This window comes from Paenibacillus sp. sgz302164 (genome assembly GCF_056120505.1).
In genome coordinates, this window is record NZ_JBVYOL010000011.1 from 264,333 (window position 1) to 282,996 (window position 18,664).

Here is an 18,664-nt window from a genome sequence, read left to right on the forward strand (position 1 = left end):
AGGTTGCAGACAATATAGCGGCACTCTTGCCATAAGCGTTCTCCTGCTGCCTGATGGGCGGCCGGGGGGACGCTTTTTGGCTTTGTGTGCGGAGTCGATTGGCGGCCGTCTCTCATTTTTGACATGAAAAAAGAATCAATATCTGGATATTCCTGTATGCTATAATGGAAGTATATGGCGGTGATATCCATGCTCCTTTTCATCATCAACAAAATCAACAACATTCGGCTCAAAAATAAACTGATCCTCGCCTTTATCGGGGTCGTCGTCATTCCGGTTATCATTGTAGGCGGTTTCTTAACGAGCCAATTCAGACAGACGGTTCTCAATGACGCTATCGGCCAAACTTCCAATAATGTGGAAAAAATTAACAACCATGCGCTGGACGTGCTGAGGGTACCGATCGAAATTTCCAACAAGCTGATGATTGATCCGCGGCTGGAGCGGGTCGTCAATACGGAGTATACGTCGATTTATGAAGTTGTAAGCGCTTATAAAGAATTTCAGGATTTCACCGATTTTATCAAGCTTTATAAGGAAATATTCAATGTCCGGTTTTATACGACCAATCCGACCATACTGAACAATTGGAATTTCATCCAGCCTTCGGAAGCAATCCTCCAATCTTTCTGGTATCAGGAAGCGAAGTACAAAAAAAACGATAAAATCAGATGGTATGCCGTGGAGGACGAAACGAAGAACAACAAGAGGTATTTAAGTCTCGTAAAAAGAATTTATTTTTCCAACTATCGTTCGAGCGGTGTGCTGGTGATCAGCGTCAATCCCGACGAACTGAATTCCATCGTGAGTCAGGAGCAGTTCGATACGATGATTTTTGACGATAGAGGCAGCATTGTAGCGGCCAAAAACACCGAATGGGTCGGACATAACGTGAGCGATCTCGATTTTGCCAAAGATTTTTTGAACAAACCGGCCGGCACGTATGAAACGCTGTTTCAGGGACAGGATTCGAGAATTGTCATTCGCGATTTAATCCCGCAGCTGAGCGCCAGCGGACTACGCATCGTCTCCGTGTTCACCGTCAAGAGCATCGTCGGCAGAGCGAATCAAATCAGCAATATGGGTTTGACGATTATTTTGGTCAGCCTGGCGATCGCTTTCGTGCTGATTTATTTTTCCGCCCGGATCTTGACGTCCAGATTGCTCCAGCTGAACAAGCAGATCAACAAAGTCGCGCTTGGGCATCTGCATGTGTCTTCGGAAATTGACGGGAACGATGAAATCGGCATGCTGTCCCGGCAGTTCAATAACATGGTCAGGAGCATTCGGGAACTGATGGACGAAGTCCACGAGTCGAACCGGATCAACAACCAGTTGGAGCTGCGGCAAAAAGAAATCAAGCTGAAAATGATGGCGAGCCAGATCAACCCGCACTTTTTGTTCAACGCCCTGGAATCGATCCGCATGAAGGCGCATATGAAAGGAGAAACGGAAATATCCGGCATCGTCCGAACGCTGGGCAAGCTGATGCGCAAAAAAATCGAAATCAGGGGCAGCACGATCCCGCTCAAGGATGAAGTCGAAATGGTGCGGTGCTACCTGGACATTCAGGCGTTCCGTTTTGAGGATCGTATGAATTACGAGATTCATGTGGATCCGGCAGCGAGCGGGATCGGAATCACGCCCCTGATCGTGCAGCCCCTTGTCGAAAATGCCGTTATCCATGGCCTTGAGCGTGTCGAGAGAGAAGGCGTCGTCAAAGTGAACGCGTCGCTGGAAGGCGACCGCCTGCATATCGAAGTCTCCGATAACGGAGCCGGAATCAGCCGACACAAGCTGCTGGAGATCGAGCGTTCTTTGGGCGACATGGAGGATAGCGAGGAGCATCGGATCGGGATGCGCAACGTGCACCAGAGGCTTGTCCTCTTATATGGGGATAGCTGCGGGCTGAACATTCAAACGGAGGAAGGTGCGGGAACGCGTATCTTTTTTTCAATACCTGTCCAGAGGTGAACAAGCCATGTATAAAGTATTGATTGTGGACGATGAACCCGCCATTCGCGGGGGATTGCAAACGCTGATCGACTGGGAACGCTGCGGTTTTCAAGTTGTCGGCGACGCGATGAACGGCAGGGAGGCTTTGGTTCAATACGCGAAGCTGGCGCCGGATTTGATGATCATAGACATTCGCATGCCGGTCATGGACGGGCTGCAGGTGATCGAGGAAATTCGCAAAACCGATTCCGAATGCCGTTTTCTGATCTTGAGCGGCTACGCCGATTTTGAATACGCCAAACGGGCGATTGTCGGCCAAGTCGACGGCTACGTGCTGAAGCCGGTCGACGAAGAAGAGGTTATGGCGGCGCTGGTGCGAATCCGCCTACAGTTGAACAAGCAGAGAGAGCTGAGCGAGCTCCTGCAGGCCGACCGCCCGGAGAATCGGCGCGAGGAGTGGATTCGCGCGATGCTGCTGGGCGATGAGAGCGCCGGCGATGACGCCGGGCCGAGCGAGAGCTGGGGCGCCGGCGGAGGAGCGAGGCCGGGCGCGGGCCGGGGCGCCGGCGAGGGCGCGAGGTCCGGCGAGGGCTGGGGCGCCGGCGGAGGAGCGAGGCCGGGCGAGGGCCGGAGCGCCAGCGAAGGCGTGGGGCCGGGCACCGGCGGGAGCCATGCGGCCCGGAGGAGCCGCCCGCCTTCGGAGGTCGAGCGGCTCATCGCTTCGCCGACCGGCGCTTATCAGGTGCTGCTGCTGCAGCTTCCGCAGAAGCTTGGGGCGGATTCACGCGCTCATGCTTCCGTGAGACGGGCGCTGTCCGCCCTTTTTGAAGAGCAGGGGCGAGGCTTTGTTTTTCATGCCAACGCTTATCACGGCGTCCTGCTCTTTGATCCGGCTGCGGACGAACGAAAAAGGCTCAGCTTATACGAAGAGCTCCGAAGCGGCTTGAAAGAAATTCCGTTCTATGCGGCGATAGGAGACCCGGTTAAGCAGGTCGTGCACATCCGCGCGTCCTTTCAGGCGGCGGCGCAGCTGCTGAAGCAGCATTTCCTGTTCGGAAATGAGCTGATCGACCAGAGCCGTGCCGGCGAGACTGCCCGGACTGCGGAAAGCCTCGACCTCCAAGCGCTCGGAGAAAAGCTGTACTACGCCATCGACATGGGCAAAAAAGACTGCCTGGACCAGTGGATCCAAAGGGCGGGCGCCGAAATCGCCGCATTTGACTGCAGCGAGCACAGCATCAAGACCAACTATGTGCAGCTGATTTCCATCGTCTTGAACAAGCTGGCAGGACTGCATGACAAGACGTACACAAACGTCTGGGAATTCATGCCCCTGATCGCCGACATCTACGAGCAGCCGAATCTTGAAGCTTTGATGAAGCGGGTCAAGCAGCAGCTGCTGGAATTGACGGTCCGGATCAACTCATCGGGCAACGAGCCCGTCCTGAAGCAAATCATCGACTTCGTCGAACGGCATTACTACGAAAACTTGAAGCTCGACACCTTGGCCGAGCTATTTAATTACACCAGCGGCTACCTCGGTAAAATTTTCAAAAACTACACCGGCGCCCACTTCCACACCTACCTCGATCAAGTCCGCATCCAAAAAGCGATCGAACTGCTCGGCGAAGGACTCAAAGTCCACCAAGTCGCCCTGCGCGTCGGCTACGCCAACGCCGATTATTTCCACAGCAAATTTAAAAAATACGTCGGCGAATCGCCGTCATCATACAAAGGGAAAGGGGGGAAGTGACGGATAAATTACTCAAAAGGCGCCAATTTTCGGGCGTCTTTTTTGTTTTTTTTTAAATATTCGACAAATGTTCTTATAATTAGACAAAATTAGCTAAAGTAGCATATGAGAAAATAGAGTAATCTAGAATTTGTGCGAAACTGCTTCTAATGTTGGGTGGCGAATATTGAGAGGCTATTTAGTAGCGAAGGGAGAGATACTATGTGTACGAACCACAACGTTTCACGAATTTATTAATAAAGTAAATTATTATTTTGAATTAGCAGATTTTTCAAAAGAATGGAGCAGATTTCAATGAAGAGAAGAATCAGATTGATTGTATCAGCAATGCTAGTTATGATGCTTTCTTGGTTAGTCTATGACACGATCGTTTATGCAGGAAATGACAAAGAACTAAAACCTCAACAAAGTTTGTCAGGTGATGCAATTACAGAAGAAAACTCTACTCATGCAGTTTCTAAAGGAATGCAGCCTTTACAGTCAATGAACAGTTCTAAACATAAAGAAAACGAAGCAAGCCTTCAAGAAACCAACAAAACATATGCTGAAATCATGTCGAAGTGGGAGAGTGTCAAAGACAAAAACAACTCCTTTAAATCAACGAAGTCCAACTGGGCTAAGAGCAAATCATCCGACAACGGGGATTCGAACTATGAAAATAATCCAAAGAGTACTGACAAGAAGTCGGATATCGACAACTTAAAACAAGAAATTAATGCTGCCATAGAGAAACAGCAATATGAGGCGGCATTTGAACTTGCAACCAAATTTTTCGGGGAAAATCCTGGTCTTAAAGAGGCCAAACAAGAGTATGCGAGAGTTTATCAAATTTATTCAAAAGAAGTACTGCAAAAACAATCTGAAATCATCTCAGGAGGGACAAAATGAGAGTGAAGTTGATTGCTGCAATTGGTATTGTAGTAATGTTTTTCATTTTTTGCAATAATCAATCTTTCGCCTCCGGGGAAGAACAAGCTTATAAGCTTAAGCCAAAGTATCTTATAAATAACTCTAATTTCGATATGATGTCGGCAACTGTAACTAATGATGAGCATAACTTTATGACTACCGGAAATTTCCGGACAAGCAAGGATTTTGACGTCATGTATTGGGAAACAGAGGATGTCCACAGCCACCCTGATTTAAAGTACCCGACGAATCATGATTTTTCCAATGTTGTACTTGAGTACAACTACAAAATCAGCGGTGATGCGGTTCCCATGGACGGCACTCCATCACCAACGCTGACCATTGTAACTACCGATGATAAAGCATATTATGTTCGTCTGTGGAATTATGTGGTAGATCGCCCGCAAGAAAACTGGGAAGCCGCTGTAAGCAAGGATATAGGTATAGATTATGCGTTCCCAATTGGAAGACAGAAGGGAAATGCGGATGGTACAACCGGGAAAATTAGAATTGATTTTAACAATCTCTATTCAGGATGGGTTCCTTTCGTTCAAAATGAGATAAGTAGTTCCGAGAGTGCATGGGTACCGAATCCAGAATGGGTCAAAGTTCCGGTTACCGATATTAAGCGATTGGAATGGGCATTTGTCCCGAAAGAATATAACTATAATGAAACAAATGTGAATTATTTTGCAGATTCCAAACCATTTAAGATTGAGTTTTCTAACTGGAACGTATATGGCAATACTTTTCTGATGAATGAGAAAGTAGTAGCGCCTGTCGGCAAAGTAAGAATTAGCGAGGGGTACGATGATTCATACAATTTAACCCCTGAACGACTTGTGAGTGACTACAGTAGACTAGGCTTTGGCGATATAGTCGATTTTTATGTAGGCGCATCTCACTACTACGATAAGCGTTACAACGGCCAAAATGGAATGGAAATTATTAAGGAGCATCCGTTCAATCAAGCATTTGAGAGTTGGTACACGAGCTATGTGAAGCAATTATCGGCGCGTAATACTAAAGTAATCGCTTCAATCTCAATGGAAAATGTTGATGCGCCTCCCTCTTGGTGGCAAAGAACTTGGGATGGAATTGGGGCAGAGACGTTATGGTCCCCGACTCCTAAACTTCTCAGTTTCACCAATCAGGAAGTTCAGTCTTATTATAAGCAATACATATTGGGGTTAGCTAAAATACATAAGGACAACAACCAGGCTCCTATTATTCAATTTGGAGAGCCTTGGTGGTGGTATATGGATAGTCTGCCGGGCAGTCCCCCCACATTTTATGATCAATCAACAAGAGCGTTATATCAGCAAAAATTTGGAAAACCGATGTATGAATTTAAATCGGCATATGACTCAACGAGCGGTCATGAAGAATTGCTGAATTGGTTAAGCGAGCAGAATGGGAAATTTTCGCTTATGCTTCGTGACACTTTGAAAAGCGTCTATCCAACAGGCCAATTTGCGGTTCTGTTATTTATCCCTACGGTAGTTGACCAAGAGTTGGCGCCTAGTATGATGAGCAAAGTCAACTTTCCTGTGGAGCAATGGAAATCGCCAAACTTAGACTTTTTTATGATCGAAGATTACGATTATTTAATTGCCAACAATATGGAGAAACATAGACAAGCCCTGACAGTAGCTCAACGTAAACTGAACTACCCTGCCAGCCAAATTCATTATTTATCGGGAGCGGATTCTACAAATAATGATTCCATATGGAAAAATATCGATCAAGCTATAAATGACGGTATTAATATGAGGTTTGCGCAGGTGTATGTGTGGGCCTATCCGCAAGTGAAACAGCGTGGTTGGAGGCAACCTGTAATTATCGAAAGCAGCGTACCTCCCGGTCTGCGTAAAAATAATGAACAAGTACAATTAAGCTCGGTTGGAGCGGACTCTATCATTTACACATTGGATGGCCGAGAGCCTGCTCTATCTTCTGGGCAAATATACGACGGTTCTCCTATAAGTATAACCAAGGATACAAGAATTAAAGCCATTGCAGTCAAAGCCGGAAAAGCCAGTAACTCTGTCGAATTTGATTATTTGTTGGATAGAGCCCAGTATAAGTATGATATATCCAACAAGTTGCAATGGTATACCTTCTTTCAGGACGATCAAAAATATCGGATTTCGTACTCTTATGATGAAAACGGAAATCTGGCGAAAAGGGTCAATAACAAGGTGTTTAATTTGTGGGGAGACCAGAACATTATTCCTATCATGTTTCAAGATGTTTCTCCTGACGGTACTGCCAGTGCAAGCAGCAGCTTCGGTTCAAATTATGCTCCTTACAAGGCATTCGATCATCTTGACCTTGAGCAGGCATGGATCACGAACGGTGTAGTTGAGGGCTGGCTTTCATTTAAATTTCCGACTCCAAGACATGTCATTTCGTATAAAATACTTCCTCGAAATGAAATCAGCGCTATAGCCGCTTCACCCAAATCTTGGACCTTTGAAGGATTCGATGGAAGCAAGTGGAACATTTTGTCTAGCGAAACGAATGTAACGGATTGGAAAATCAGAGAGTTTAAAATGTTTAATGTTAACTCAAGCGGAAGCTATAAAGAATACCGAATTAATATAACCGGAAACAATGGACATTGGTACACGAGCGTTGGCGAGATTGAGATGATGGAGGGAGATGGCGGCACGAGAGAGTACAACATTATTCCTGCTATGACCAGTAATGTGAGTACAAATGGTACGGCTAGTGCCGACAGCGAATTTGGTGAAGGTTATGCAGCTTACAAGGCGTTTGATCACTTGAATTCTGAACAAAGCTGGATCACAAACGGCACAGTTCAAGGTTGGTTGGCTTATCAGTTCCCTCTGCCCACACTGGTGCGATCTTACAAAATCACTCCAAGATATGATGAATCAACATTGGCATCCGCTCCAAAAACCTGGACCTTCGAAGGATTCAACGGAACGGAATGGCGTGTGTTGTCAACTGAAACAGATATAACCGGATGGCATCTTAGCGAAGCAAAAACTTTTACCGTGAAAAATCCGGGAATGTTTAGTAAGTACAGAATAAACATCAGCGATAATAACGGTCACTGGTGGACAAGCATTGGAGAATTGGAAATGATGCAATAATCGTATTTCAACAGAGGTACCGGTGTTTTTCTTGGAATTCAATAGAATCTGGAGGTCATCATGAAAAAAAGATTTCTACCGCTTTTGTTAAGTATCACCCTATTATTAACACTGGTCTTACCTACATTTGCAATGGCACAAGATGCCGCGGCACAGGATTCAAGCAATAGTTTCCCCGAGGGAGCTTATATCATCAAGTTCAAAGATGCGGAAAAAGGGAAGCAGGCTCTTGGCAAAAGAACCAAGCGAAGCTTGCTGTCTGAAAAAAAAGATAAGAGATTTAAGCATCTTCCTTCTCATATTTCTACAACGCTATCAACTAGCGAAGTTGCAGAGTTAAAAAAGGACCCGAATGTAGCCTATATTGAAAAAGATAGCATTGTTAGTAAAACAGGCGATACAGTAACGCAAAACATATACCAAATCCATGTTCCTGAAGTCCATAATCAGGCGATCTATGGTGACGGTGTAAAGGTGGCTGTTTTTGACACAGGCATTAATGCACAATCACCTGAGCTAAATGTGGCAGGTGGCGTTTCTTTTGTTATGAATGACGCTTCATTAAACGATAACAATGGTCACGGTACTTTTGTAGCTGGAATCTTAGCGGCTTTAAAAGATGATCGCGGACTTGTGGGAGTCGCTCCTCATGTAAACTTATATAATGTGAAAGTCCTGGATTCGAATGGTAACGGTACATATAGCCAAGTAATCCAAGGGATTGAATGGGCCATTGATAATCACATGGATATTGTTGCAATGAGCTTCGCCGGAACCGACTATTCCGTCGCACTTGAGGAGGCTATGCAACTGGCCTATAACAACGGTATTCTTCTCATTGCCGCAACTGGAAATGACGGGGTAAATAAAGTCTCTTATCCAGCGAAATTCAGTTCTGTGATCGGTGTGGGAGCTGTAGACAACAATAACCAAATCGCATCATTTTCCAATACCGGGGCAGAAGTAGAACTGGTTGCTCCTGGAGTAGACATTCAAGGTTTGCCACTATCAGGAAGCAATTATATCACAATGAGCGGTACATCGATGGCGGTTCCGCAAGTTGCAGGTATCGCGGCGCTTATGAAAGGACGCAATGCAACGTACAAGAATCAAGAGATTCGTCAAGCTTTGGATAACAGTGCGCAACCTCTTGGCGATTCAACGAAATACGGCCGCGGACTTGTCAACGCTGCTGGGGTGTTTGGCATACCTGCTGCAAGCGGCACATCTTCGGTAACAGATCATGTGTATGGTGGAACTGGCACTCAGTCTGTTTATGATTCGGTTTATATCGAACAGAGAATATTTGAGTTAAGTAAGAAATATAACGTTTCTAATTCGGTCATTCAAGAAAAAATAATGCAGGGATACTCAATAAATGAGATTGAATCCGCACTTGGCTTTTGGCAACAATCTCATGGTGATATAGACGAAATATTAAAAACAGTCCATCCTCAAAGTTTGATGGCCGTTGAAGGTAATGCGAAAATCGCAAGTGCTCCTAATTTTCTTTCATCAATTGATTATGGGTCGTTTAATAATGTCAATCTTAAACCTGATCAAGCACCATTCAGTAAAACTGCGGGCGAAGTTTCACCTTTATCCGGCGCCCTTACAGTAAGAGAGAACGATCTTACTTTGCCTGGGAGAAACGGGTTATCTTTTACTTTATCAAGAACTTATAATAGCCAAAATTCCGGTTTTTTCAAAATGGACATCCAAATCGTGCAGCCAGGTGCCTTCAGGTTTAAATATAATGCGTATACCTATACACAAACCATGGTAAATGGCAATATCATAAGTAATTCCCCCAAGATATACCAATCTACTGTGAGTGCTACGCAGTATACACTAGATGATTACAATAAGTCCAGCGAATGGGTAGCGGCGAATAAAGGAAAAGATATTTCGTACTCAAATTGGGTTGCTACAAGTACATCTGGCACTTATACTAGAACGGTTACCGGCGTAGCGGAAGATCCGCAAATAAACTACGATCAATTTTTTGTATATCCTTGGAGTAGTTTTAGGAATATTGCTAATAAGAAGTCGATTGAAAACGAATTGTTTCCGATTGGTGGGGGGTGGAAGTGGGATATTCCTTATATTGATTCTAAATCCATTAATCTTCCCGATGGCAGTACAGCAGCCCTATTTTACTATACTTCCTGCCCTGAGTTTAAAGATCACTTTGTAGATGATTATTATTTTACATGTAACGTAAACGATATTAACGTAAATGGGATAAGCTCTTACTTTAAGCTTGTCAGTAAAACATCGGGTATCAGCTATTATTTTGATAAGTATGATGTTTTGAAAGGACGCTTAATAGCTATCGTTGACAAGTATGGTAATCGTGTAGAGTTCCATTACACAGTAGACCCTACTTATGGAACCGTGTTAAGTAAAATCAAGGACGCTGTTGGAAATACCATTGACATTGCCTATTATTCGAATCAAATCATTCTCACACAAGGTAATAAAAAAGTTGTGTATAATAAAGTACAACGAGACGTTACATTTGTGGATAAACCATGGCTTAATACGAAAATTGATTACCTGTCGTCTGTTGAAAATGCTCAAGGAGTAACTCAATATGGCTACGTATCTGGGGAGAATCTAACATCCTTTAACTTTACAAGTACAAGATCAGGTGACGCAGAATCTGTTGGACATGTTTTGTTAAGTTCCGTTCAGTATCCAACAGGAGCAAAATCTATTTTTTCATACGAAAGCGCCCCAGTTTCCAGATATGGTGGAACATATGCGTACACCCAAGAGTATCGAAATGCATCTCGTCAAGATCAGATCGGAGACGGACAAGCTTATAATCAAATCAACTATGCGTATACGGGAAGTATGGCAAGCTTCTCGAACAGTGAGAACAATAATGATCAAATCATTAAAACTGACGTGACCATAGGTTCCAAAATCATTACTTATGCATACAAGAATCATTTTATTAATTATGAAAAAAAACAAGGGACTGAGGGCTGCGCTGATATTATGTATACAACTTGCTACCCCAGTTCCGATGAAAACGATTATTTTAATACTAATGTAACCGAAGTAGCGGGTAATTTGAAGAAAAGTACAGATTATGAGTATGCAACCAGTGCAACTAGTAACTTTCCATATCCGTCAAAAATTAAAGGCCAGTATACGAATATTAGCTTAGGACAAACTTCGGTGCCTATAACGGTCACAAAAACATATAACAATCATGGGCAAGTAACTTCTGAAACAGACGCGAATAACGTAACAAACACGTATGTGTATGTAAAACCAAATAATCTAGAATCTTATTTAAGCAAAGAAATTAAAAAACAAAGTGCTACTCTCACTCAATACGTTACGTATCAAAGAAACGACAAGGGCAGCGTTACAACGCTTACAGTCAAAGACAACGATGATCCGAATGGTTCATTTGCCCTGAAAATCAATTATGACTACGATCAATTTGGTAATCAAACCAAAGTGACGGCTACAGACAATCAAAGCACGACGTCTGTAACAAAATCATATGATGTAAACCCACCGAATAACGGTGCATTCTTGACTAAACAATCGGTGCAAGTGACAGATGTAGATGGGAATAAATCAAATATTGAGCAAGGCATGATCTACGATACGACAACGGGTAGATTGACTCAGTATACGAATGGCAAACAATATGTCACGAAGTATGAGTATGACCTTCTGGATCGAGTGACGAAAGCGACATTCCCGGATAATAGCACTGTGACACTCGCGTATGACGATGTGAATAACAAAATTACGTCAACAGATCAGACGGGGCTCACTACTATCACACAATGGAACCCACTTGGCTGGAAAATCTCCGAAGGAATCAGCGGGAGCGGTTTTACGACTTCTGGTTACGATACTTACGGGCGGATGATGTGGAGCAAGGATGCCCTCGGTCATACCACCAATTACCAGTATGATTCATGGGATCGACCGAAACAAACGGACTATCCTGACGGTTTTTCCGCGACGGTGTCCTACGACGATATCAACTTTACCAAGACGGCTACAGATGCAGAGGGCAATCAGACCAAGGAAACGTATGATCTGTTGAATCGCCTGACAAAGAAAGAATGGTTGAAAACAAAGGGTGATGTCTCGCTTGTAAACAATACGTATGACTATGTTGGTAATGTACTTACAAGCACGGACGGTAAAAATTATCCCACGACCTATGTGTACGATGTGTTAGGCAGATTAACATCCGTAACGGATGCGTTGTCTCAGACTACTTCCTATGCGTATAACCTTGCGAATAAATTGACTCAAGTCCAATATGCGGATGGAAACAAACTACAAAAACAGTATGACGAAACAGGTAGACTTATTAAGAAGACAGATCCCGCGGGACTAATTGAAAAATACTACTACGATGCAAATAGCAACTTGAGTAAGTACGTGGATCGCAAGGGACAAACTCAGACATACGGCTATAATAATCGGAACTTCCTGACAAGCAGCGTTTCCGGTAATGAAACGATTTCATACAGCTATGATGCTGCTGGCAGACGTTTGACGATGCAAGATGGAACAGGAATCACAAAGTATGATTTTAATCCTGTAACCAAGCGCCTGAGCACACTCACCTATCCAGATGGAAAAAAAACATCGTACCAATATGATGATCAGGGCAATCGAACCCAAATGATCGATCCGTTTGGCAACAATACGGCATATGGCTATGATGTTCGTAACAGGCTGCAAGGTGTTGGGCCAGTCAAAAATAACTGGGATGCGACCTATACGTACAAGAAAAATGACTTGCTCGCGACAGTGGAGCAAAGAAATGGTACCAGTTGGACGTATAATTACGACGGCAGTAATTTGATGAGTTTAACACAAAAAAAATCGGGTAGTGCGATTGTGGGTTCATATAGTTATGGTTATGATGATAATTTTAACCAAACAAGTAAGACCGACAACGGCATTTCGAATACGTTCACGTATGATAAATTGAACCGAATCTCCACTTCCACCCAGTTTAACGAGCAGTATACGTATGATACCCGCGGCAACCGTCAAACCCTTCAAACGAACGGTATGATGAATCTAAATGGAGCGAGCTACACGTATGATGACCGAAACCGCCTGACTCAAGTTACTACTGACGATGGTAAAAACGTATCCTACCGCTATAATGGAGATGGGTTGCTTTACGAGCGTACAGAAAACGGACAGACAACGCGTTATTATTACGATGGCGTGAATGTAATTTCTGAGGGTATACTAAACAATGGAACTACTGCGTTAAAGGCCAGATACATTCGAGGCAATGGACTAGTTGCCCGTGCAGATGCAAATGGAAATAAACAATATTACCTGTCAAATGGCCACGGAGACGTTGTAGGACTCACAGATAGCTCGGGAAATACATTAAATTCATATAGCTATGATATGTGGGGCAATCCGCTAACGACGCAAGAAACGGTGCCACAACCTTTCCGCTACAGTGGTGAAATGTGGGATAGCTCGACGGGGTTGCAGTATCTGCGTGCGAGATGGTATGACCCGAGCATGGGACGGTTCCTGAGTGAAGATACGTATGAGGGTCAGATTAATAATCCGTTATCTTTAAACCTCTACACCTATGTGCATAATAACCCGTTGACCCATGTTGATCCTACTGGACATATGAATGAGGGATCAGCTGGTGAAGGTGGAAGTGCAAACCTCACCAATTGGCAATATTTTGTCATTGGTCTGAAAATGTTTGTTAGAGAAGGCGTTGTAGGGACTGAAAACTATGATGCGTTAACAGATGGTGAATTGAATTCTGAGGATCTTCGAGCAATCGCTGAAGGGGCTGTTTACCTTTCGATGAGCACAGAAGGGAAGTTCTTTAGTAAAGAGGCATCTATCGTTAACAAGAGTGCGGGGAAGCTTGAGAAAAGTGGATTAATTGATGCTAAAGAAGTAAGGTTTACTCAGGATAGTATCAAAAACGAATTCAAAGATGGGACAAGTTTTGATACCACTATACAAGGCTTGAAAGATGGGAGTATTAAACCAAGCGATATACCTGAAATTAGAATCTTTGTGAAAGATGGTAAACTGTATTCTCTTGATAATCGCCGTCTTTATAATGCACAAGAAGCAGGTGTTCAAGTGAATTATAGAATGGCTACCCCAGAAGAGATTGCGAATGAAGCATGGAAATTTACCACAAAAAACGATGGAACCTCAATAAGGGTCAGATAAGGAGGAGAAAAGTTGATTAAACTTCTAAATAATATGTTAGAAATACATGTCACACCGCTAGAAGAAATTAAAATTACTTCAAATAAGATTTCCATCGAGTTCGATGATTCTAGCGAAAAAAGATGGAGGGCAAATTTGAGTCCATACCAAGCTTTTAAAGTTACAACCATAGACTGCATTGATTCTAAACCTTTAATGATTGAAGGAACGCGACCTTTTTATATCCTTGAAGATACCGAATCCGATTGGATTGACGAATTAAAAGGCACTCTAAAGAAAAAGGATGAAACTGCCAACTTCATGGATAAAGCACACCACTATATATTTCCTTTTCAAGATAATATAGTCGAGGTTGTAGCTTGGGAGATAATAATAGAAGAAGTGTAACAGCAATTTTTAAACCTTGATCGGCTCACGTCTTTCAAGGTTTCTTTCTATCAATCCATCTTGCGACTAACCGTCGTAGGGTGGTTTCTTTTTGTCTGCCGCGGCATCGCTAACAACGAAAGTACGGCAAAGCAAAATTAAACTATCCATGTGCATTCTCCACTGAACTCACAACCTCCCTTCTGTGGAATCCTACGTTGTGTTGCTCAATCTCCATCGAATTAACTCCACAATGACAGAGATTCATTTTTACTCGTCAGGATTTCAGGGACTGACCTATGCAGATGAATATTTTGCAAATAGGATGATACATGGTATTATAAAATAAAATATGTTAAAAGAGTTGATGTTCATGGCAAATGTCATCTATGAAGATCGAATGTTCAATGAAGAAATAAAGCGAAAATTCATGATCCAGTATAATGAGGGAAGTCAAAAAGTCATACATCGTTTGTTTAAGGTAGCAGCTTCAATCGAATATACACTCAACCAGGACTTATACTCGTTCAATGAGAAGCAGCTTATCCATTATTTCTCTCTGCTTATGCCAACTACCGAGCATTCGTCTAAGAACAATGTACGGTGGATTGATTTGTATATACGGTGGTCAATTGCCATGGGATACTGGAAAGAAAGCAATCCACTTGATGGAGTTTCCACACAATGGAAAGAACAATTTATCCTTCGACGTAACAAAACGCTTTGGACTGAGGATGAAATTGTTTCAATTACGAATCGATGTGTTAATGCACAGGATGCGGTTATTGTCTCTCTGATTTTCAACGGTGTATACGGGAAACAATACAGCGAAATATTAAATCTTACCAAGGACGATATCGATACGGAGAATAGTCAGTTACATGTAGTCGACGATGCTGGAAACGAGCCTAGAATCGTGACCGTTTCAGAAAGTTGTATCCGCTTATGTGACAAGGCACTCCATGAAACTTATTATGAAAAGAAAAACGGTAAAGCCGTCAATAGTAAGGCTCCTACAGCGCAATTAACTGAAAGCGATTATGTTGTAAGACCCGCGATTACGCAAACTAAAAATATGGATCGAGCGGATAAGCACACGGTTCATCGGAGAATTGCCATGCTTGCGGAAGACATTGGTGAGATGGACTTCATCCCACGAAACATTGCTTATTCGGGCATGCTGGCTATGCTGCACAAGTTTTATTTACAGGAAGGCGAGATTACGAAAAAAGCCTATCCTCGTATTTTGAAGCAATTCGGTATTGCTGGAAGATCTGGAGAAAATCAAACTCTATTCCGACTCCGGCATGAATTTCTGAATGAAGAGAAGATGAAGGAGATGTACTCTATTTGATTCTTCTCCAAAAACAATAAAATAAAAAAAGTTAAAAAATTTCTTGACTTGTACATGCACAATTTGTTAGGATAAACTTACCAGCAAGAGGAAAGTAAGAGAAGATGTTAGGGAAATTTGCCGAAGGTTACTTTTATGATTAAACGTAAAATATGTTAAATTTAAAAATAAAATAAGTTAATTTTATTGAGTTGATATAACGTATCCCGCGTCAAGTACAGTAAAAACATTGAAAGGGGTGATGCGTATTGAGAGTTCTTATAACATGCCGAATCTTCTCTCATTTTTTAGAATCTATCAAATTCTTGGAGGATGCCTTTGTTCGATACCATAACTTTGAAAACGAATATCCCTATTGACCGTCAGTTACTCTTTACATACGAAAATAAACCGATAACTTACTACGATCATGATACAGGTCTACATAAATCTACATACATTATTCATGACGAACATCTGCCGTACATCGAATACAAAGAACATATTCAACTGCTCAAAATTCAAATTTCCATCCCCAAATTTCTTTATGGTAACAATGTGAGCCTTCTGAAAGAAAACGATATTCCTCTCTTCTTCCATAGGTTGCATCAAAGGTTACACGAAATGTTTAACATTCACGTTAGAACGGAGGATTGGTATTTAAGTAGAATTGATATTTGTTGGAATTTTCAAGTTCATGAACAAGTATCCGAATATGTGAAGCAGATCGCCATGCTTCATTTACCCTTTATGAAGCCGCATACTGACGGATATTTGGAAACTGTAAAACATAAAAACGATAGCAGAAGCGTTACCTTCTACAATAAGCAAAAGGAATGCATCGATCATAAAGAGCCGCGAGAAACAATCGATCAAGCTCAGGGACTATTACGAATGGAAGTTAGACCAAGCAAAAAAGAGATGAAAAAGTATTCATCCAAGAGACTAGCCATTGATTTATTAACCAGAGACTTCTTCAAATATGTAACCGATGGAGCTTTAAAGCACATCGAACTACCTGAGTCCCTAGAAGGGTTAACTATCGGTTGGTTACAGTCAAATTCACATAATATCCTTCAAGTTGAACGCATACTTGGCTTCAAGCTTCTTCACGCTCAATTTACCGAAACGGAGCTAAAGCAAATCTATACGCCATCTACATACGCAAACAAAAAGAGTCAGGCAAAGAAGCTACATTTCCCAAACCGAACTCAGTTGAATCCATTGTACATAGACTATTCAAAATTGAGTTAGAAGTCATCTACATACACCGATTTGTTAGCGATACGATTGCGATATCATTTTCGTTTGAAATGACCATAAAGTCAATGTTTATAAGGCTTTTTCGACTTAGCTTGAACATACATATGAATTGCAAGTAAACACAAGTAAACGTTTGTAATCAATAGTAAACAGGAGTAAACAAATGATTTCCACGATTGTATGACCATTAAAATAATAATTTTATTTTCTAATTGATAGTCGGGGGTAATTTACATCGATTGAAGGCTTGAAAATGGCTGTATACTCCGTATCTGATGCTTACATTTATCGACGTTAGGAATTGGACGATTCGGTTTCTTCTTCGATTAATTCATGAATGCTAATATTCAACGCTTCGCAAATGTGTTCGAGTGTACGAATATAAACTCTATCAACGTTGTCAGAGCATAGGTGATTGATTGTATTTGGTCTTATATTCATTAAGAGAGCTAATTGGCGTTGAGACATGCCCCGCTCCGCTAAAATCTCTCTAAGTCGAATTTTAACTTTCATTTATTGTTTCCTCCAGTATAAATCTTAGCATAAATATATCACGTTACAGAGAAAAAAACATTGTGTATATCTCTTAAAGGATATATAATTGATTTATATCTTTTAAGGGTTACATAAATCCTAATTTCTGTAACGGAGGGCAATTTCAATGAATGTCATCGGCTATATTCGAGTCTCAACATCAGGACAAGCCAAGGATGGTTACAGTTTATCTTATCAGCAAGAAGAAATTGAATCCTATTGCCAGCAACAAGGCTGGAACCTGCTACATGTATTTAGTGATGAAGGTATCAGCGGCGCAAAAGTTGATGAGGATACTTTGGAGGTTGATCGTCAGGGGTTCCAAGACATGCTTTCCCTCATTTCTACTCAATCCGTTCATGCTGTAGTCGTTTTGAACACGAATCGTCTATGGCGCAGCGATATTGTTAAAGTGTTGGTTCATCGGGAGTTTAAGAAACATAACGTCGATGTAAAATCCATTGAGCAGCCAACCTACAGCATTTATAAGAAAGACCCTTCCGACTTCCTGATTAACGGCTTGATGGAATTGTTGGACGCCTACCAACGCTTAGAAATTGCAATGAAACTGGGCAAAGGCCGCAACAAGAAAGCCAAGGAAGGCGGTTATGCCGGAGGAAGGGCAACATTTGGCTACACGGCAAAGAAAGGCTCTAAAGTCATTGAGATTGACGAGAGACAAGCCGCTGTTGTACAACGTGTATTTGAATTAAAAGAGCTAAACCCGACATGGAGCTTGTCTGAAATTGCAAGTCAACTGAACCTTGAAAACTTAACTACCCGGCAAGGAAACTCCTTTACCAAAGTCCAAGTCAAACGTATTCTTGACCGCAAAGATTTCTATAGCGGCATGTACCGTTATGCCAATGTTCAAGCGGTTGGCAAGCATCAAGCCATTATATGAAAGGTGGTCAAAGAATGGAGGCTTTGGTTGAAAAGTACCGTCAATTAGTGCAGCAAGAAGATGCCTATTCCAAGCAACTGAGAACCGCTGAAATGTGTACGTTGGCGATGTATGACCACATTTTTCAGTACGGTGAATATATTGAAAAACTGTTGATGGAAGAAGTATTGCTTGCTATCCATCAGATTGAAGCAAATGTGCGTTTGGAACTGCTTCATTTGCGAATGGAAAAAGCCTTTTTGGCTAGTGACATGAAAGCCAGTAGGTAGCTGAAAGATTCATGTGAGGGTTGGCATATT

The 18,664-nt window shown here is 42.4% G+C and carries 11 protein-coding genes; 10 read left to right on the forward strand and 1 reads right to left on the reverse strand.

The genetic code is table 11. The features are described 5' to 3' along the window. The first annotated feature begins 189 nt into the window (after positions 1 to 189). The 8 genes from AC0LWT_RS19995 (at position 190) to AC0LWT_RS20030 (ending at position 16,918) form a co-directional block, all read left to right on the forward strand. On the forward strand, positions 190 to 1,974 hold the full coding sequence (locus AC0LWT_RS19995; protein WP_474683017.1) for a sensor histidine kinase: 1,785 nt from the start codon (positions 190 to 192) through the stop codon (positions 1,972 to 1,974). Positions 1,975 to 1,981: 7 nt separating this feature from the next. After that, entirely contained in the window at positions 1,982 to 3,709 is a 1,728-nt protein-coding gene (locus AC0LWT_RS20000) for a response regulator (RefSeq protein ID WP_474683018.1), read from the forward strand. 294 nt (positions 3,710 to 4,003) lie between these two features. After that, complete coding sequence (locus AC0LWT_RS20005; RefSeq protein ID WP_474683019.1) at positions 4,004 to 4,597, forward strand: hypothetical protein; 594 nt, start codon at positions 4,004 to 4,006, stop codon at positions 4,595 to 4,597. Next, a complete protein-coding gene (locus AC0LWT_RS20010) occupies positions 4,594 to 7,740 on the forward strand; it encodes a non-contractile tail sheath protein (RefSeq protein ID WP_474683020.1) in 3,147 nt (1,048 codons plus the stop codon). Before AC0LWT_RS20005 ends, AC0LWT_RS20010 begins: the two co-directional genes overlap by 4 nt. Positions 7,741 to 7,800: 60 nt before the next feature. Beyond that, positions 7,801 to 13,965, forward strand: coding sequence for a S8 family serine peptidase (locus AC0LWT_RS20015; RefSeq protein ID WP_474683021.1), 6,165 nt, complete (start codon positions 7,801 to 7,803; stop codon positions 13,963 to 13,965). Positions 13,966 to 13,977: 12 nt separating this feature from the next. Next, positions 13,978 to 14,352: a hypothetical protein gene (locus AC0LWT_RS20020; RefSeq protein ID WP_474683022.1), complete on the forward strand. Its 375-nt coding sequence runs from the start codon at positions 13,978 to 13,980 to the stop codon at positions 14,350 to 14,352. Positions 14,353 to 14,704: 352 nt separating this feature from the next. Then, a complete protein-coding gene (locus AC0LWT_RS20025) occupies positions 14,705 to 15,685 on the forward strand; it encodes a phage lytic cycle repressor MrpR family protein (RefSeq protein WP_474683023.1) in 981 nt (326 codons plus the stop codon). A 318-nt stretch (positions 15,686 to 16,003) separates the two neighbouring features. Beyond that, entirely contained in the window at positions 16,004 to 16,918 is a 915-nt protein-coding gene (locus tag AC0LWT_RS20030) for a phage/plasmid replication domain-containing protein (protein WP_474683024.1), read from the forward strand. A gap of 303 nt (positions 16,919 to 17,221) precedes the next feature. On the opposite strand, the gene AC0LWT_RS20035 is transcribed toward AC0LWT_RS20030, so the two are convergent. After that, positions 17,222 to 17,440 carry a helix-turn-helix domain-containing protein gene (locus AC0LWT_RS20035; protein WP_474683025.1) on the reverse strand — a complete coding sequence of 73 codons (219 nt, stop codon included), beginning with the start codon at positions 17,438 to 17,440 and terminating at the stop codon, positions 17,222 to 17,224. A 148-nt stretch (positions 17,441 to 17,588) separates the two neighbouring features. On the opposite strand from AC0LWT_RS20035, the gene AC0LWT_RS20040 reads away from it, so the two are divergent. Then, a complete protein-coding gene (locus tag AC0LWT_RS20040) occupies positions 17,589 to 18,365 on the forward strand; it encodes a recombinase family protein (protein WP_474683026.1) in 777 nt (258 codons plus the stop codon). Between the two features lie 14 nt (positions 18,366 to 18,379). After that, the gene (locus tag AC0LWT_RS20045; protein ID WP_474683027.1) at positions 18,380 to 18,634 is read left to right on the forward strand and encodes a hypothetical protein; all 255 of its coding nucleotides are present in this window, start codon (positions 18,380 to 18,382) and stop codon (positions 18,632 to 18,634) included. Positions 18,635 to 18,664: the final 30 nt, after the last annotated feature.